Here is a 17,201-nt window from a genome sequence, read left to right as displayed (position 1 = left end):
CTACGCGCGGGCCAGGACCTCCCCGTTCAGGACCGAGAACCACGCGTCCGGGGCCGCGCCCCACGCGTGCCAGGCCTCGGCGATCGCGGCCAGTCCGGCCGCCGTGGCGTGGCCGCCGGAGGTCGCGATCGCGGCGTACGCCGACTCCGTCGTGCGGTCCGCCCACAGGCCGGACCACCAGGCGACCTCCTCCGCGGTGGCGTAGCACCAGGCCGTCGCCGAGGCCGCCACCTCGGTGAAGCCGGCGGCCCGCGCCCACGACAGCAGCCGCCGTCCCGCGTCCGGCTCCCCGCCGTTGGCCCGCGCCACCCGCCGGTATAGGCCCTGCCACTCCTCCAGGCCCGGCGTCCGGGGGAACCACGTCATCGCCGCGTAGTCCGCGTCCCGCGCCGCGACGACGCCGCCCGGCCGGCACACGCGCCGCATCTCGCGCAGCGCCCGTACCGGGTCCCCGACGTGCTGGAGCACCTGGTGTGCGTGGACCACGTCGAAGGTGTCGTCCGGGAAGTCCAGCGCGTGCACGTCCGCCGTGGCGAACTCGACGGGCACTGCGGGTGCGCGCCGCTCCACGTACGCCCGGGCCTGTTCCAGTACGCCCGCCGCCGAGTCGACCGCCGTGACCCGGCCGCCCGGGGACACCAGTTCCGCCAGGTCCGCGGTGATGGTGCCGGGACCGCAGCCCACGTCGAGGACCGACATGCCCGGACGGAGTTCACCGATCAGGTACGCGGCCGAGTTCTCGGCGGTGCGCCAGCGGTGCGAACGCAGGACCGACTCGTGGTGGCCGTGCGTGTAGACGACGGGCTCCTTCATGGCGGTGACTCCTCTTCGTCGAAGCGTGTGATCACCGTAGGGGATCCGCTCGACATCTGAGATATGCGTATTGACATGTGGACTCACTGCTTTGCGGACAAGGGATCGGCCCCGGAAGGTGGCAGGTCGAATGGTGTGCGAGGACAGTGGGCCTCGTGGGGGCCGACAGCGCCGGAGGCCGGTGGGCGCCCAAGCCGACGCGGCCGGGCGGGCGACAACGGGTGAACAACCGTATGAAGGGCATGATCCGGCGGTGAGGGCGACCGGGGGGACCGGACGGCGGAACGACGGAAGGCGGAGGCGCGATGTCGGGCACGGCGGGGCCGCGGAGGACCACGGCGGAGGAGCGGGGCAACGTCCGCTACGGGCCGCCCGCCCCGCAGCCCGGCCTCCCGGTCCTGCCCGAACTCACCGCCGTCCTCGCCCGGGCGGCCGGACGGGCCACCCCGGAGCCGCCGGGCGGCGGGGACGCGGTCCGCGAGGCCGCCTGCGGCTTCTGGGCCCGGCGCGGACTGCCCACCCGGCCCGAGGACGTCGCCTCCGGCCCCGGCGCGCCAGGTCTGCTGCTCGCGCTGCTCGGCGCGTACGGGGGCGACGTGCTGCTGCCCCGGCCCTGTCCCGCCTGGTGGACCCCACAGATCCGCCTGCTGGGACGGCGGGCCTACCACGTCCCGACGCCCGCGGAGTGCGGCGGCGTACCGGACCCGTACGCCCTGCTCGAAACCGTGAGGCGGGTAAGGGCCGAGGGTGGTGACCCGCGCGTCCTGCTGCTGTCCGTCGCCGACGACCCGACCGCCACCGTGCCGCCGCCCGAGATGCTCCGCGAGGCGTGCGAGGCCGCCGAGTCGGCCGGGCTGTTCGTGGTCAGCGACGAGAGCTGGCGGGACACCGTGCACCGGCCGTACGAGACGCTGGTGCTGAGCCCCGCCGAGATGCTCCCCGACCGGGCCGCCGTACTGGTCGACCTGTCCGGGTCCCTGCTGCCGGCCGGCTGGCCCGCGGCGGTGGTCCGCTTCCCCGGCACCGCGCGCGGAACCTGGCTGCGGGCACGCACGCTCGACGTCCTCACCGCCACCGGCGCGCTCGTCGCCGGCCCGGTCGCCGGGGCCGCCGCGCACGCGCTCGACGAACCCGACGCCGTCGGCGAACGGGCCTACGCGGCCGCCGCCCTGCACGGCGCGGTGGCCACCGCCGCGCACCACGAGCTGCTCGTCGCCGGGGCGTTCGCCCGGCCCCCGCAGGCCGGCCGCCACCTCTACGCGGACCTCACCCCGCTCCGGGCCGGGCTGGCCCGGCACGGGGTGGGCGACGCGATGGAACTGGAGGACTGGCTCGGCGCCCGGCTGGGGGCGCCCACGCCCGGCGGCCAGCGGTTCGCGGACTCGCCCGACGCGCTGCGAGTGCGCCTGTCGACGGGACCGCTGCTGGGCGCCGGGCCCGGGGAGCGGCTGGCCTCCCTCAACGCCCGGCACCCCCTGGAACTGCCCCACGTCCAGGCCTCCCTGGACCGGCTCCGCTCGGTGCTGGCGGAGCTGGCCGACTGAGCCGGCCCCGTAGCGGGCGTAGACCACAGGGACGTCGCCGGCCCCGACAGGGCGACGACACCTGTCCGCGACGCCCGTCTCCGAGTCGCCCCGCCGAGGGCCTCACCGGCATCCCCGGCCTGCCCCGCCGCCCCCGCAACCGTCACCGTCACCTGTGCGGGACACGCCGGTTGGGTGCGGGGCGAGAGCCTGTGGGGCCCGCCCACCGCGGCCTCCACCGCTCGGGCCCCGCTCAGGGCGCCGGACGCAGCCGGTGCCACAGCGGCGGGGCCGCGCTGATCAGCAGCGTCACGCCCACCGCCACGGCCACGCCCTTCCACGGCTGGGAGAACAGCGACCCGCCCAGTATCCCGATCAGCCCGTACGTGCCGGCCCACGCCAGGCACGCCGGACCGTCGCCCCGCGCGAACCGCCGCAGCGGCAACTCCGCCAGCAGGCACGCCAGCATCACCGGTACCCGCCCCGCCGGGACCAGCCGCGAGACCACCAGCACCAGCACCCCGTGCTCGTCCAGCCGGCGCTGCGCCCGCGCAAGCCGCTCGGGCGTGGCCCGGCCCCGCAGTCGCTCCAGCCACCGCGAGCCGCCCCGCGAGCGCACTCCGCTGCGCCCCAGCCAGTACAGCGCCAGGTCCCCGAGGAAGGCCGCGAGCGAGGCCAGCCCGAACACCAGCAGCAGCCCGAACGGCAGCGTCTGCTGATGGAACGCCACCACCGCCGCCGAACTCACCAGCGCCCCCGTCGGGATCACCGGCACCAGCGCGCCCAGCGCGACCAGCACGAACAACGCCGGGTAGCCCACGGCCTGCTGGGTGCTGTGCGCCGCGTCCTGCCACAGCGTCACGGCAGCCGCACCCGCTCGCCGTGCGCGAGGGCCCGTACCGCCACCTTCGGTGCCAGCCGGGCCGCGAGGCGCACGAACTCGGTCCCCGGGGCGTGGAATTCGTGCGGCCGGACCGCGTCCAAGCCGATCGGCCAGTACGTCCCGTAGTGCACCGGGACCGCCGCCGCGGGCTCCAGCTCCGCCAGTGCCCGCGCCGCCCGGCCCGCGTCCAGGTGCCCCGGCCCCAGGTACGGCCCCCAGCCGCCCACCGGCAGCAGCGCCACGTCCACCGGCCCGACCTCCTCGGCCATGGTGTCGAACAGCCCGGTGTCCCCGGCGAAGTACGTCCGCGCCGAGCCCCGCACCACGTACCCGAGCGCCGGTGCCCGCTGCGGCCCGAACGGCAGCCGCCGGCCGTCGTGCCGCGCGCCGACCGCCCGTACGCGCAGCCCACCGCCCACCGTGACCTCCTCGCCCGGCGCCACCTCCGTCACCGACAGCCCGCGCGCGCCCGCGGTCCGCGCCAGCCCCGGCACGGCCCCCACCGCCCCGCGCGGCACCAGCAGCCGGGTGCCGGGCGCGAGCCCGGCCAGCGACGGCAGGTGCAGATGGTCGGCGTGCAGGTGCGAGATGAGCACCACGTCCGCGTCGGCCGCCTCCGGCGGCGGCAGCGCCCCGCGCCGCCTGCGCAAGTGCGCGAGCCTGCGCGCGAACAGCGGGTCCGTCAGCACCCGCACACCGGAGTCCACCACCGTGCAAGTGGCATGCCCCCACCAGGTGATCTCCACCGCCACGTGGCTCTCCCTCCTCGTCCCCCGAGGGTAGGCCGAAGGGCGCGCAACCGTGACCGGTCGCCCCCTCCTCCCCGGACGGGGATCGGAGTAGGGTCTCGCGCCATGGATGCGCTGCGCGTGGCCGCGATCGCCAGCCTGGCCCCGCTCGAAGAACTCGACGCCGACCCCTTCGCCGTGGACACCCGCGGTCAGCACGCCATGTGCGCGCGCTGGGCCGCCGAACACGGGTACGTCGTGACACGGCACCTGCTGGTCTACGGCCTGCGCGCCGACCACTGCGGGCTCTGGCGCGACATCGACGCCGGGCAGGTCGACCTGTTCGTCACCGCCAACCGCCGGGTCCTGGCCCGCGCGCTGCGCTCCGTCGAGGAGTTCACGGCCGAGTGCGAGCGGCGCGGCGTACGGCTGGAGACCGCCGGGCAGGACGAACCGGCGTACACCTCCGCCATGAAGGCCGAAGTGCACCGCAGGCTCTCCATGCCGACCGCCGGCTACGACGGGACGTAGAACCGAATCCGGGCGCCCCTCCCGTACGACCCCGGCCGTGCGACGCTGGCGGGGGAGACCGGGAACGGGGGGTGCGGCGTGGGCCGACGGTGGTGGCGCACGGCGGGCAGTGCGCTGGTGCGGGTGATCCTCGTGTGGGCGGTGTCGACGCTCACCATGCTGGTGCTCGCGGGCGTCCTGCCGGACTTCCGCCTCCAGGCGGAGGGCCCCGGTGGCGACAGCCCCACCCGGACCGGCCTGACGGCCGCCTGGGGTACGGGGGCCTTCGGGCTGCTGAGCGCGCTGGTGTGGCCGCTGCTGGTACGGGCCCTGCTGCTGGTGCCCGCACTGGTGCTCGGCCTGCTCGTCTTCTTCCTCAACGGCTCGCTGCTGCTGATCGCGATCGGCCTGATTCCCGACGGCCACGGCGAGGTGGCCCCCGAGACGGCGGTGGTCGTCGCCGCGGCGATGTCCGCGGTGGCGTCGGCGACCTCCACCGCGCTCGCCGTGCGGGACGACGAGGCGTACCGCCGCAGGCTCTACCGGCTCGCCGACCGGCGCCGCCGGCGCGGGCGCGGCTCCCGGGCGGGCGACGCCCGCCGGCCGGCTCCCGGCCTGGTCTTCCTGCAACTGGACGGGGTCGGCCACGAGGAACTGCGCCGGGCCCTGGAACGCGGTCTGATGCCGACGGCGGCCGGCCTGCTGGAGCGGGGCCACCGCCTCGTGCCCTGGCGCACGGACTGGTCCAGCCAGACCGGCGCGAGTCAGCTCGGCATCCTGCACGGCTCGACCTTCGACGTGCCGGCCTTCCGCTGGTACGAGAAGGACACCGGCGAGGTGATGGTCTGCAACCGCCCGGCCAGCGCCGCCGAGCTCCAGCGCCGCGCCATCGCCCGTACCGGGGACGGCGGCCTGCTCACCCTCGACGGGGCCAGCCGCGGCAACCTGTTCAGCGGGGGCGCGGACCAGCTCGCGCTGGTGCTCTCCCTCTCCGCCCGGCGCGGGCGCGCCAACCGGTCCCGCGCGGGCTACTTCGCGTACTTCTCGGACCCGGCCAACGCCGTGCGCACCGCCGTCTCCTTCGTCGCCGAGGTGGGCCGGGAGATCGGCCAGTCGCTACGGGCCCGGGCCCGCCGCCAGAGCCCGCGCGTCGGCCGCGGGGGCCTGTACCCGCTGATCCGGGCCTTCGCGACCGTCGTCGAACGGGACGTGGTCGTCGCGGCGGTGATCGGGGACATGCTCGCGGGCCGCGCCGCCGTCTACGCGGACCTCGTGGCCTACGACGAGGTCGCGCACCACTCGGGACCCCACGGCCGGGACACCGACCGGGTGCTGGCCCGGCTCGACCGCAGCCTCGCGCTGATCACCCGGGTCGCCGAGCACGCCCCCCGCGCCTACCGGATCGTGCTGCTCTCGGACCACGGCCAGAGCCCGGGGGAGACCTTCCTCGGCCGCTACGGGCTCACCTTGAAGGACCTGGTGCGGGCGGGCTGCGGGCTGCCGGTCTCCCGCCGGGCCGGTCGCACCCGCAGCGGCGCCGAGGCCCGGGCGGCGGTGCTCGCCGCCCTGCACCGGCCGGTGGAGGAGGGGGAGGAGGCGCACCCGGCGACGGGTTCCGACCCGGTGGTGCTGGCCTCGGGCAACCTCGGGCTGATCTCCTTCCCGGACGTGCCGGGGCGGGCGGGCCGGGCCTGGATCGAGCGGGTCCACCCCGCCCTGCTGCCCACCCTGGCCAACCACCCGGGGGTCGGCTTCCTCCTCGTGGACGGTGAGGTGTTGGGCCCGGACGGCGCGGTGGCCCGGCTGGACCGGCCCGGCGAGGCGGAGGCGCTGCTGGCGGGCTTCGGCCCCGGCGCGGCCGGGGCCGTGCGCCGGACGGACTCCTTCCCGCACGTGGCCGACATCATGGTCAACTCGGCGTGCGACCCGCGGACCGGGGTGGTGCACGCCTTCGAGGAGCAGATCGGCTCGCACGGCGGCCTCGGCGGGGAGCAGGGGCAGGCGTTCTTGATGTGGCCGCCGGAACTGTCGGAACCGGGACCCGCACTGGTCGGCGCGGAAGCCGTGCACCGCGTCCTTCGGCGCTGGCTGCGGGAGGCGGACGGGCCGCAGGTGCCGGTGGCGGCGCCGACGGAGGATTCCCGGCCGGAAGCCACATCAAGCGGAATGTTTCCGTCCGCAAGGGTGCCCGTACAGGACGAAAACCGCTGATTTGTCGCGGCTTTTCGTGTGCACGACGATAAGTCGACCCGTCCAGCATATGAAACACCTGAGGCGCACCACCCGTGAGCACCACCCTGCACACCCCGGACTCCGCCCCCGCGACCACGCCCGCGCCCGCACCGGCGACCGCCGACGGCGCGAGCGGCCCGCACGCCCGCCGCTTCGGCCTGCCGATCGCGACCTGCCTGGTCATGGGCAACATCATCGGCGGCGGCATCTTCCTCCTGCCCGCCTCGGTGGCCCCCTTCGGCACGATCAGTCTCGTCGCCTTCGGCGTCCTCACCCTCGGTGCGATCGCCCTCGCCCTGGTCTTCGGCCGGCTCGCCGAGCGGCACCCGCAGACCGGCGGCCCGTACGTCTACGCCCGCGCCGCCTTCGGTGACTTCGCCGGGTTCCTCGCCGCGTGGAGCTACTGGATCACCACCTGGGTCTCGAACGCGGCCCTCGCCGTGGCCGCCGTCGGCTACCTCCGCGTGCTCTGCCCGGCGCTGGGGGACCACACGTGGTCCATGTGCCTGGGCGCCCTCGCCGTGCAGTGGCTGCCGGCGCTCGCGAACCTGGCCGGCACCCGGTACGTGGGCGCCGTCCAACTCGTCTCGACCGTCCTCAAGTTCGCCCCGCTCCTGGTGGTGGCCGTCGGCGGACTGTTCGCCTTCGACCCGGCGAACCTCGGCCCGTTCCAGGCCACCGGCCAGGGCCCCGTCGGCGCGGTCTCCGCCTCCGCCGCGATCCTGCTGTTCAGCTACCTCGGCATCGAATCCGCAGCCGTCAGCGCCGGCGAGGTCCGCGACCCGGCCCGCAACGTCGGCCGGGCCACCGTCCTCGGCACGACCGGCGCGGCCGCTGTCTACCTGCTGGGCACCCTGTCGGTCTTCGGACTGGTCGCACACGACCGGCTCGTCACCTCCCAGGCGCCCTTCTCCGACGCCGTCGACGTCATGTTCGGCGGCACCTGGGGCGGCACCGTGGTCGCCTGCGCCGCGGTGATCTCGATGGTCGGCGCCCTCAACGGCTGGACGCTGCTCAGCGCGCAGACCCCGTACGCGGCCGCCCGTGACGGGCTCTTCCCCAAGGCATTCGAGACCAAGCGGCGCGGGGTGCCGGTGGCCGGCGTCCTCGTGACCGCCGCCCTGGCCTCCGGCCTGACCGTCTACAACTACACGGCCGGCAGCGACGGCGTCTTCGAGGTGCTGGTGCTGGTCACCACCTTCACGGCGACCGTCCCCTACCTGCTGTCCACCGCCGCGCAGATCTACTTCCTGGCCTCCGGACAGCGCGGCCGCGTCCGGCGCGGCCGGCTGGTCCGCGACGCCGTCCTGGCCTGCCTCGCCTTCGCCTTCTCCCTGTGGCTGGTGGCCGGATCCGGCTACGCGGCCGTCTACCAGGGAGTCCTGTTCCTCTTCGCGGGCGTCTTCTGCTACGCCGTGATGGCCGCGCGCAAGTCCCGCGCCACCGCCTGAGCGGCAACACGGAAAACCGGCCCGGGCCCCGTACGTACGGGGCCCGGGCCGGTTTTCCGTCTCCCGGTCCGGTCAGTCCAGGTAGTCGCGCAGCACCTGGGAACGCGACGGGTGGCGCAGCTTCGACATGGTCTTGGACTCGATCTGGCGGATGCGCTCACGGGTGACCCCGTAGACGCGGCCGATCTCGTCCAGCGTCTTCGGCTGGCCGTCGTTGAGGCCGTAGCGCATGGACACGACGCCCGCCTCGCGCTCGGAGAGCGTGCCCAGGATCGACTGGAGCTGCTCCTGGAGGAAGGTGAAGGACACCGCGTCGGCCGGGACCACGGCCTCGGAGTCCTCGATGAGGTCACCGAACTCGCTGTCGCCCTCCTCACCCAGCGGGGTGTGCAGGGAGATCGGCTCACGGCCGTACTTCTGGACCTCGATGACCTTCTCGGGGGTCATGTCGAGTTCCTTGCCCAGCTCCTCCGGAGTGGGCTCCCGGCCGAGGTCCTGGAGCATCTGGCGCTGCACCCGGGCCAGCTTGTTGATGATCTCGACCATGTGCACGGGGATGCGGATGGTGCGGGACTGGTCGGCCATGGCGCGGGTGATCGCCTGCCGGATCCACCAGGTCGCGTACGTGGAGAACTTGAAGCCCTTGGTGTAGTCGAACTTCTCCACGGCGCGGATCAGACCGACGTTGCCCTCCTGGATCAGGTCCAGGAAGAGCATGCCGCGGCCCGTGTAGCGCTTGGCGAGCGAGACCACGAGGCGGAGGTTGGCCTCCAGCAGGTGGTTCTTCGCGCGGCGGCCGTCCTCGACGAGGATCTCCAGCTCGCGCTTGAACGCGGGCTTGTGGTCGTCCTCCTCTTCGAGCTTGTACTCGGAGAACAGACCCGCCTCGATGCGCTTGGCGAGCTCGACCTCCTGCTCGGCGTTGAGGAGCGGCACCTTGCCGATCAGCTTGAGGTAGTCCTTGACGGGGTCGGCGGTGGCGCCGGCCACCATGACCGTCTGCGCCGGGGCGTCGTCCTCGTCGTCGTCGGAAAGTACGAAGCCCTGGGTGCCGCCGGCCTTGGGAGCCTCTTCCTCGGCCTCGTCGGCGAGGTCCTCGGCCGCCCAGTCCTCGCCCTCGACGACCGGGGTCTCGGCCTCGTCGGAATCCTTGGCGCCGGTCTTCTTCGCCGCGGCGGTCTTCTTCGTGGCCGTGGCCTTCTTGGCGGCGGTCTTCTTGACCACGCGCTTCTTGGGCTCGGCGGCGGCCTCGGCCGTCACCTCGTCCTCGGCGGCCGGCGAAGCGGATATCGCCGCCGCGGTGGCGGGGGCCGCACTGGCCGATGCCTTGCGCGCGCCGATGGGGCGCGGCGCGGCCGTCGCCTTCTTGGTCACGGTGCGGGCCGGCGCGGCCGCCGCCTTGCGGGGCTTCTTGACGGCGGCCTTCGTGGCGGGCGCCGCGCTGACGTGCAGGGCGACACCCTCCTCGTCCAGGACCTGGTTCAGGCTGCGCAGGACCCGCTTCCACTGGTCCACCGGGATGCGGCCGGCCTCGAAGGCCTGACGCACATCGTCACCGTTGATGTGACCCTGCTCGCGGCCGCGCTCGACGAGCGCGACGAGGGCCTCCGATTCGGCGATCTCCGGAGGGAACGTACGGGACGGGCTGAGCGACACAAGGAGCCTCTCGTTGCGAACAATTAAAGGTGGGCGGGACATCATCGCGCGAACTCGGGAAACGGACCCGAGGGGGCTCTGTATTCCGGGCTGCGCGAGGACACCTGTCGGTTCATCGCACGCCCGAGTCGATTCGTTACGCGCTGAATTGAGTGACCTGCGCCACGCTGTGGCCGCGCAACCCGATGCGGCCCCGATCCGTCCGCCCTCCTCCCGTCCCCTCGTCAGCCCGATTTGCGGGCTTCGATGAGGAATCGGGCGGTGTGTGCGACGAACGGGCCCTCACTCTCGATCCGTTCGTGCAGTTCGCGCAGCCGGTCGCGGTAGTGCCCGACCGTGAAGCCCGGCACCATCCAGATCACCTTCCTCAAGAAGTAGACCACGGCGCCGATGTCGTGGAACTCCGTGCGCAGCCGCTCGGAGCGCAGATCCACCACCTCCAGGCCGGCGGCCGTCGCCCCGGCGAGGGCGTCCTCGGGGTGCCTGGCCCGCCGCACCTGCGGCGGCTGGGGCCCCAGGAAGAACTCCACGAGCTCGAAGACGCTGGCCGGACCGACCTGCTGCGAGAAGTACGTGCCGCCGGGGGCCAGCACGCGGGCGATCTCGTCCCACCACACGGTCACCGGGTGCCGGCTGCTGACCAGCTCGAAGGCCTCGTCGCCGAAGGGCAGCGGCGGCTCGTCGGCGTCCGCGACCACGACCGCGCCCAGCGGGTGCAGCAGCCGCGTGGCCTTGGCCACGTTCGGCGGCCAGGACTCGGTGGCCGCCGTCAGGCGGGGCAGCGGCCCGGCGCCCGCGAGCACCTCCCCGCCGCCGGTCTGGACGTCCAGGGCGGACCCGACGGCCGCCAGCCGCTCGCCCAGCAGCTTCTGGTACCCCCAGGAGGGCCGCTGTTCGGTGGCCCGGCCGTCGAGCCAGGAGAAGTCCCACCCCTCCACCGAGACGGAATCGGCCTCGGCGACCAGATGGTCGAAAGTGCGTGTCATGTCTGGATCCTCCCAGCTCGCGCCCGAGTGATCCACCGGATTGCCCACGCGGCCCGCCGGGCCCCGGCGGCAGTCGACTAGAGTGGGCGGCGGGCCGTGACTGGCGTTCGGGTGGATCACCACCGGGGAGCGGCCCGGCGTACCCGCATCCCGTACGCCGACTGCCGCGCGCCTGGGCGAACCGCGATCCGCAGCGACGCTCAGGAGACCCCATGACGACCGCCCAGACCCACACCCCGGACCGGACCGCCCGGCTGATGGACGGCACCGCCCTCGCCCGCCGCATCTCGGAGCAGACCGCCGCCCACGCCGCCCGGCTCACCGAGCGCACCGGCACCGCGCCCTGTCTGGCGACCGTGCTGGTCGGTGAGGACCCGGCGTCCGTCACCTACGTACGCATGAAGCAGAACCGTTGCGCCAAGGCCGGGATCACCTCCCGCCACGTGGAGCTGCCGGCCGCGACCACCACGCAGGAACTCGTCGCCGCCCTCACCGAGCTCTCCGAGGACCCGCAGATCAGCGGCATCCTGCTCCAGCACCCCGTCCCGCACCACATCGACGAGCGCGCCGCCTTCGAGGCCATCGCCCCCGGCAAGGACGTCGACGGCGTCACCATGCACTCCTTCGCCGCCATGGGCTTCGGCCTCCCCGGCTTCGTCTCCTGCACGCCCGGCGGCATCATGCGGCTGCTGGAGGCCTACGACGTCGACCTCACCGGCAAGCACGCCGTCGTGGTCGGCCGCAGCGCGATCCTCGGCAAGCCCGCCGGGATGCTCCTGCTGGAGCGCAACGCCACCGTCACCTACTGCCACTCGCGCACCGTGGACCTGCCCTCGATCGTGCGCCAGGCCGACGTGCTGGTCGCCGCCGTCGGCAAGGCGGAGTTCATCCGGGGCGAGGACATCAAGCCGGGCGCGGTCGTCCTGGACGCGGGGTACAACGAGGGCAACGTCGGCGACGTCCACTTCGAGTCGGCCGCCGCCCGCGCCTCGCTGATCACGCCGGTACCGGGCGGTGTCGGCCCGATGACCATCGCCGTCCTGCTCGAACAGACCGTCCGGGCCGCCGCCGCGCAGGCCGGCCTCGACCTCGCGGAGCTCTGAGCCCGCCGGCCCGACGTCGCCGGTGATCGACCCCGTCGGATTCCGGCCGGCACGGTCGGGCCGGCTCCCGGGGCCGCGCACGCGGCTCCGGGAGCCCCGCTCCACGCGACCACCCGACGGAGGCCGATCCGCCGTGGCCGGCGGCTCGCGCTGCGCCCGGGCGGTTCAGGGGCCGGCCGAGCGCAGGTACTTCGCCGTCGCCGGGTCGGCCGGCAGGAGCGTCTCGATGGCCAGCTCGGCGACGGTCACGTCCATCGGCGTGTTGAAGGTGGAGATCGACGACACGAAGGACAGGACCTGTCCCGCGTGCTCGATCACCAGCGGGAGCGCGATGAGTGAAGTCGCCTCCGCCGGTTCGCCTTCGTCCGGGCGCCCACGCTCCGCCAGCGGGTACGCCGAGACCTCCTCGTACAGCGCCCGCAGCGGCTCCGAGCGGGCCAGCGCGATCTGCCGTCCCATCTGTGCCAGCAGGTGCGCGCGCCACTCGCGGAGGTTGCGGATCCGCGGGGCCAGCCCCTGCGGGTGCAAGGTGATCCGCATCGCGTTCAGCGGGGGCGCCAGCAGGTGCTCCGCGACGCCCTCCAGCAACATCGCGATGCCCCGGTTCGCCGCGACCACCTGGTACGTCGCGTCCACCACCAGCGCCGGGTAGGGCTCGTACGCGCCCAGCAAACGCTCCAGCCCCTCGCGCAGCACCCCCAGCTCCGGCGCGTCCAGCGGGGTGCAGGCGTACCGGGGCGCGAAACCGGCCGCCACCAGCAGCACGTTGCGTTCCCGCACGGGTACGTCGAGGTGCTCCGCCAGCCGCAGCACCATCTCCTCGCTGGGCCGGGACCGGCCGTTCTCCACGAAGCTGATGTGCCGGGAGGAGGAACCGGCGCGCCCCGCCAGTTCCAGCTGACTGATCCCGCGCCGCACCCGCCACGTACGCAGCAGCGCACCCACACTCGCAGAGGTCATGGCCCGACGTTAGCCGCAAGAATCGGCGCGTGCCGGTGCGCGGGGACTTCCCCGCGGCGCGCGCTGTGGGAACCTTGACACCACGTCAGGCCGTGGGGCCGACCGGGTCGTGAAGGAGCGTGTGGATGTCGGGCGAGCCGCTTTCCCAGAAGGAGATCGAGGACCGGCTGCGGGGACTCCCGGGCTGGGCCTTCGAAGACGACCGGATCCAGCGCACGTACCGGCTGGGCAGCCACCTCGCGGCGAGCGCGCTCGTCGCCCACATCGCCGTCGTCCAGGACGAGTTGGACCACCACTCGGACCTCACCCTCGGCTACGACACGGTCCGCGTGTCGGTGAACACCCACAGCGCCGGCGACGCGGTCACCGAGACCGACCTCGCCCTCGCCGAACGAGTGGAGGCGCTGGCCCCCGCCCACGGGGCCCGCTGATGCCTGGCGCCGGCCCGCCGCCGCTGGTCGACTACGACGCGGAGGCCGACGCCTACGACGCCACCCGCGGCGGCGCCCCGCGCGCCGAGGCGGCCGCCGCCGCGGTCCTCGGCCTCCTCCCGCCCACCGCGGGCACCCTGTTGGACGTGGGCTGCGGCACCGGCATCGTCACCGCCCGGCTGACCCGCCCCGGCCTGCGGGTCCTGGGCGCCGACGCCTCGCACGGGATGGCCGCGACGGCCGCGCGGCGCGGGCTGCGCGTCGTGCGCGCCTGCGCGACCCGCCTGCCGTTCCCGGCGGCGTCGCTGGACGCGGTGAGCGCGGTGTGGCTGCTGCACCTGCTGCGGGAGCCGCGCGCGGTGGCGGCCGTGGTCGCCGAGGCCGGGCGGGTGCTGCGTCCCGGCGGGGTCTTCCTGACCACCGTCGACAAGGACGCCGCGCACGATGTGGGCAGCGACATCGACGAGGTGTTCGCCCCCCACCTGACGGACGGCCCCTCGGACGCGGCGGCGAGCGTCGCCTCCTACGCCGCCGGGGCCGGCCTGCGGCCGTACGGGGACGCCCCGTTCGCGGGCCACGGGCAGGGCCGCACCCCGCGCCGCGCGGCCGCCGACCTGCTGGCCGGGCGCTACGCCTCCCGCGTCAGCCCCCGCGGCGTCAGCGCGCGGGAGCTGGCGGACCGCCTGCGGCGGCTGCCCGGCCAGGACACCCCGCGCCCGGAGCCGACGTACCGCCTCCAGGGCTTCGTCAGCGGCTTCGCCGACGGCTGACCCCCACCCGCCACCCGCCACCCGCACGCCCGCGCGCCGCCCCCCGGGTCCGGGTCCGCAAGCCACTACCCACCCCCGATCGGCCCCCGACGACCGGACCCCGGGCGGCCTCCAGCCGGTCCCCGGTCGGCCGTGGGCGGACCTGGCCGTGAGCTGTGAGCGGCTCCCGGTCCGGGCCGGCTGTCGGCCGGGCCCGGGTCGCGAGCCGCGCTCGGAGCTGGGCGGACCATCGGCGGGCCCTGGCCGTGAGCCGCTACCGGGCCCCCGGGCGGTCGGCCGCCGGGCGCCGGCCGGTCAGGCGTCGAAGACGGCCGGGTCCGGGCCGATCCGGTGGGCCGACGGGCCGGAGCCCAGTGCGTCGAGCGCCGCCATGTCCTCGGCGTCGAGCTCGAAGCCGAACACGTCCAGGTTCTCCCGGATCCGCGCCGGCGTGACGGACTTCGGGATCACCACGTGACCCGACTGGAGGTGCCAGCGCAGCACCACCTGTGCGGCGCTGCGCCCGTGCCTGGCGGCGACCGAGGCGACCGCAGGCAGGGTCAGCAGCTCCTTGCCCTGCCCCAGCGGCGACCACGCCTCCGTGGTGATGCCCAGCCGGGCGTTCACGGCGCGCAGCTCGCTCTGCGGGAAGAGCGGGTGCAGCTCGATCTGGTTCACCGCCGGGACCAGGGCGGACGCCTCACCGAGCCGCTCCAGGTCCGCCGGGCGGAAGTTCGACACGCCGACCGCCTTCGCCCGGCCGCTCGCGGCGATCTCCTCGAAGGTCTTCCAGATGGCCAGGACGTCGTCGCGCATCGGGCGCGGCCAGTGGATCAGGTACAGGTCGACGTAGTCCAGCGCCAGCTTGTCCAGCGAGTCGTCGAACGCGCGCAGCACCTCGTCCCGGCCCCAGCGCTGCGACGGGCCGTTCCACAGCTTGGTGGTGACGAACAGCTCCTCGCGCGGCACACCGGAATTGGCCAGCGCCTTGCCGGTGCCCTTCTCGTTGCCGTAGATCGCGGCGGTGTCGACGCTGCGGTAGCCCGCCTCCAGCGCCGTGCCCACCGCCCGCTCCGCCTCGTCGTCCGGGACCTGCCAGACGCCGTAGCCGAGCTGGGGCATGAGCGTGCCGTTGTTGAGCTTGATGCCGGGGACCTGGTTCACGTCGGGTCGTTCCTCGCGGTCGGGGACGGGTGGGTGTCGTGCCGGTGCGCCCGCTACGACGCGTCGGGCGACAACCGGCCATGTCTACGGCGTATTCCCGCCATCCGGGTGGTCTAACGGGTGCCCTCCGGTCCCCGCCCCCGGCCCCCCGGGCCTCCGCGACATGCCGTCACCGCTGGTACATGGCCGCGACCTCCACCGCGTACGCCTTCTCGATCGCCTTCCGCTTCAACTTCAGCGAGGGGGTCAGCAGGCCGCCCTCCTCCGTGAACTGGCCGGGCAGCACCCGGAAGGTGCGGATCGCCTCCGCCTGCGAGACCAGCGTGTTCGCGGCGACCACGGCCCTGCGCACCTCCGCCGTCAGCTCCTCGTCGTGCACCAGCTCCGCCGCCGCCTGCTGCGGCAGCCCCCGCATCGAAAGCCAGTGCGCGACGCCCTCCACGTCCAGCGTCAGCAGTGCCGCGATGTACGGGCGGTCGTTGCCCACCAGCACGCACTGCGACACCAGAGGATGCGACCGCACCCGCTCCTCCAGGGCTGTCGGCGAAACGCTCTTGCCGTTGGAGGTCACGAGGATCTCCTTCTTGCGCCCGGTGATGGTCAGGTAGCCGTCCTCGTCCAGCCGGCCCAGGTCCCCGGTCGCCAGCCAGCCGCCGCGCAGGACCTCCTGCGTGCCGCGGGGGTCGTTCAGGTATCCGGAGAAGATGTGGGCGCCGTGCAGCCAGACCTCGCCGTCGTCGGCGATGTGCACCGTGCAGCCGGGGATGGGCGGCCCCACCGTCCCGTACTTCGTCGCCCCCGGCGGGTTCGCGGTGGCCGCCGCGCTCGACTCCGTCAGGCCGTAGCCCTCGTAGACCGTGACGCCCGCGCCGTCGAAGAACAGGCCCAGCCGGCGCGACATCGCCGACCCGCCCGACATCGCGTGCCGCACCCGGCCGCCCATCGCCTCGCGGACCTTGCCGTACACCAGCTTCTCGAAGAGCTGGTGCTCCATGCGCAGCCCGGCGGACGGGCCCGGGCCGGTACCGAAGGCCTTCTGCTCTCGCGCCTCCGCGTACCGCACGGCCGTTTCCACCGCCCGGTCGAAGGGGCCGGTGCGCCCCTCGGCCTCCGCCTTGCGGCGGGCGGCCGCGAACACCTTCTCGAAGACGTAGGGGACCCCCAGCACGAACGTCGGCCGGAACGCGGCGAGGTCGGGCAGGAGCTCGGCCGCCGCCAGCACCGGCTGGTGCCCGAGCTTGACCCGGGCGCGGACCGCGGCCACCTCCACCATCCGCCCGAAGACGTGCGCCAGCGGCAGGAAGAGGAGCGTGGACGGCTGTTCACCCGCGCCGGCCTGGAAGACCGACTCCCACCGGGTCACCATCGTGTCGGCCTCGAACATGAAGTTCGCGTGGGTGAGGACACAGCCCTTGGGGCGGCCGGTGGTACCGGAGGTGTAGATGACGGTGGCCACCGCGTCCGGCGTGACCGCCCGGCGGTGCCGGTGCACCACGTCGGACGCCATCCCGGCACCGTCCGCGACCAGCTCCGCCACCGCCCCGGCGTCGAGCTGCCACAGCCTGCGCAGGCCGGGGAGGCGCTCGATGACCGAGCCGACCGTCATGGCCTGGTCCTCGTTCTCGACGACGCAGCCCGTGCAACCGGAGTCGTACAGGATCCAGTGCACCTGCTCGGCGGAGGACGTCGGGTACACGGGCACGGGCTGGGCGCCGACGGCCCACAAGGCGAAGTCGAAGAGGGTCCACTCGTACCGGGTCCGCGACATCACCGCGACCCGGTCCCCGAAGCCGACGCCCTGCGCCAGCAGCCCCTTCGCGAGCGCCAGCACCTCCTCGGCCAGTTCGCCGGAGGTCACGTCGCCCCAGACCCCGTCCGTCTTGCGGCCGAGCACGACCCGGTCCGGGTCCTCACGGGCGTGCTGGAAGACGATGTCGGCGAGGCCGCCGGACGGCGTGCCTGCGACCACGGGTGGGACGGTGAACTCGCGCAACATCCCGCTCCTCTCCGTG

The 17,201-nt window shown here is 74.3% G+C and carries 15 protein-coding genes and 1 riboswitch; of the genes, 7 read left to right on the top strand and 8 right to left on the bottom strand.

Annotated elements, in window-relative coordinates:
- Positions 1 to 813 (bottom strand): methyltransferase domain-containing protein, encoded by an 813-nt coding sequence (locus tag IE207_RS17265; protein ID WP_190185091.1) that lies wholly within the window; start codon positions 811 to 813, stop codon positions 1 to 3.
- Between the two features lie 305 nt (positions 814 to 1,118).
- Between IE207_RS17265 and IE207_RS17260 the strand changes: the two genes are divergently transcribed.
- Positions 1,119 to 2,357: an aminotransferase class I/II-fold pyridoxal phosphate-dependent enzyme gene (locus tag IE207_RS17260; protein WP_190185090.1), complete on the top strand. Its 1,239-nt coding sequence runs from the start codon at positions 1,119 to 1,121 to the stop codon at positions 2,355 to 2,357.
- 232 nt (positions 2,358 to 2,589) lie between these two features.
- On the opposite strand, the gene IE207_RS17255 is transcribed toward IE207_RS17260, so the two are convergent.
- The gene (locus IE207_RS17255) at positions 2,590 to 3,198 is read right to left on the bottom strand and encodes a DedA family protein (RefSeq protein WP_229873782.1); all 609 of its coding nucleotides are present in this window, start codon (positions 3,196 to 3,198) and stop codon (positions 2,590 to 2,592) included.
- Positions 3,195 to 3,971 carry an MBL fold metallo-hydrolase gene (locus tag IE207_RS17250; RefSeq protein ID WP_190185089.1) on the bottom strand — a complete coding sequence of 259 codons (777 nt, stop codon included), beginning with the start codon at positions 3,969 to 3,971 and terminating at the stop codon, positions 3,195 to 3,197. The genes IE207_RS17255 and IE207_RS17250 overlap by 4 nt, the downstream gene beginning before the upstream one ends.
- Before the next feature lie 102 nt (positions 3,972 to 4,073).
- On the opposite strand from IE207_RS17250, the gene IE207_RS17245 reads away from it, so the two are divergent.
- The 3 genes from IE207_RS17245 to IE207_RS17235 all read left to right on the top strand — a co-directional run bounded on the left by IE207_RS17245 (position 4,074) and on the right by IE207_RS17235 (position 8,140).
- Positions 4,074 to 4,478, top strand: coding sequence for a hypothetical protein (locus IE207_RS17245; RefSeq protein WP_190185088.1), 405 nt, complete (start codon positions 4,074 to 4,076; stop codon positions 4,476 to 4,478).
- 78 nt (positions 4,479 to 4,556) lie between these two features.
- Positions 4,557 to 6,668 (top strand): phage holin family protein, encoded by a 2,112-nt coding sequence (locus IE207_RS17240; protein WP_190185087.1) that lies wholly within the window; start codon positions 4,557 to 4,559, stop codon positions 6,666 to 6,668.
- Between the two features lie 74 nt (positions 6,669 to 6,742).
- Positions 6,743 to 8,140 carry an amino acid permease gene (locus IE207_RS17235; protein ID WP_190185086.1) on the top strand — a complete coding sequence of 466 codons (1,398 nt, stop codon included), beginning with the start codon at positions 6,743 to 6,745 and terminating at the stop codon, positions 8,138 to 8,140.
- A 72-nt stretch (positions 8,141 to 8,212) separates the two neighbouring features.
- Here the strand turns inward: IE207_RS17235 and IE207_RS17230 are convergent, their stop codons facing one another.
- Entirely contained in the window at positions 8,213 to 9,796 is a 1,584-nt protein-coding gene (locus IE207_RS17230) for an RNA polymerase sigma factor (protein WP_190185085.1), read from the bottom strand.
- Positions 9,797 to 10,020: 224 nt separating this feature from the next.
- A complete protein-coding gene (locus tag IE207_RS17225; RefSeq protein ID WP_190185084.1) occupies positions 10,021 to 10,782 on the bottom strand; it encodes a methyltransferase domain-containing protein in 762 nt (253 codons plus the stop codon).
- A gap of 86 nt (positions 10,783 to 10,868) precedes the next feature.
- A riboswitch (ZMP/ZTP riboswitch) is annotated at positions 10,869 to 10,967 on the top strand.
- Between the two features lie 27 nt (positions 10,968 to 10,994).
- Here IE207_RS17225 and IE207_RS17220 point away from each other — a divergent pair.
- Positions 10,995 to 11,885, top strand: a complete 891-nt coding sequence (locus tag IE207_RS17220) for a bifunctional 5,10-methylenetetrahydrofolate dehydrogenase/5,10-methenyltetrahydrofolate cyclohydrolase (RefSeq protein ID WP_190185083.1) — start codon at positions 10,995 to 10,997, stop codon at positions 11,883 to 11,885.
- Between the two features lie 165 nt (positions 11,886 to 12,050).
- Here the strand turns inward: IE207_RS17220 and IE207_RS17215 are convergent, their stop codons facing one another.
- Entirely contained in the window at positions 12,051 to 12,845 is a 795-nt protein-coding gene (locus IE207_RS17215) for a helix-turn-helix domain-containing protein (RefSeq protein WP_190185082.1), read from the bottom strand.
- Between the two features lie 125 nt (positions 12,846 to 12,970).
- Between IE207_RS17215 and IE207_RS17210 the strand changes: the two genes are divergently transcribed.
- Together IE207_RS17210 and IE207_RS17205 are read left to right on the top strand one after the other, a co-directional pair.
- Entirely contained in the window at positions 12,971 to 13,276 is a 306-nt protein-coding gene (locus IE207_RS17210; protein ID WP_190185081.1) for a 4a-hydroxytetrahydrobiopterin dehydratase, read from the top strand.
- Positions 13,277 to 13,299: 23 nt separating this feature from the next.
- Positions 13,300 to 14,046, top strand: coding sequence for a class I SAM-dependent methyltransferase (locus tag IE207_RS17205; RefSeq protein ID WP_190185140.1), 747 nt, complete (start codon positions 13,300 to 13,302; stop codon positions 14,044 to 14,046).
- A 294-nt stretch (positions 14,047 to 14,340) separates the two neighbouring features.
- Here the strand turns inward: IE207_RS17205 and IE207_RS17200 are convergent, their stop codons facing one another.
- Both IE207_RS17200 and IE207_RS17195 read right to left on the bottom strand, forming a co-directional pair.
- The gene (locus IE207_RS17200) at positions 14,341 to 15,189 is read right to left on the bottom strand and encodes an aldo/keto reductase (protein ID WP_190185080.1); all 849 of its coding nucleotides are present in this window, start codon (positions 15,187 to 15,189) and stop codon (positions 14,341 to 14,343) included.
- A gap of 169 nt (positions 15,190 to 15,358) precedes the next feature.
- Positions 15,359 to 17,182, bottom strand: a complete 1,824-nt coding sequence (locus tag IE207_RS17195; RefSeq protein WP_190185139.1) for an AMP-dependent synthetase/ligase — start codon at positions 17,180 to 17,182, stop codon at positions 15,359 to 15,361.
- Positions 17,183 to 17,201: the final 19 nt, after the last annotated feature.

Origin of the sequence: Streptomyces cirratus (assembly GCF_014650775.1) — a bacterium.
Classification (GTDB): Bacteria; Actinomycetota; Actinomycetes; order Streptomycetales; family Streptomycetaceae; genus Streptomyces; species Streptomyces cirratus.
This window is presented reverse-complemented; position numbering and strand designations above follow the sequence as displayed.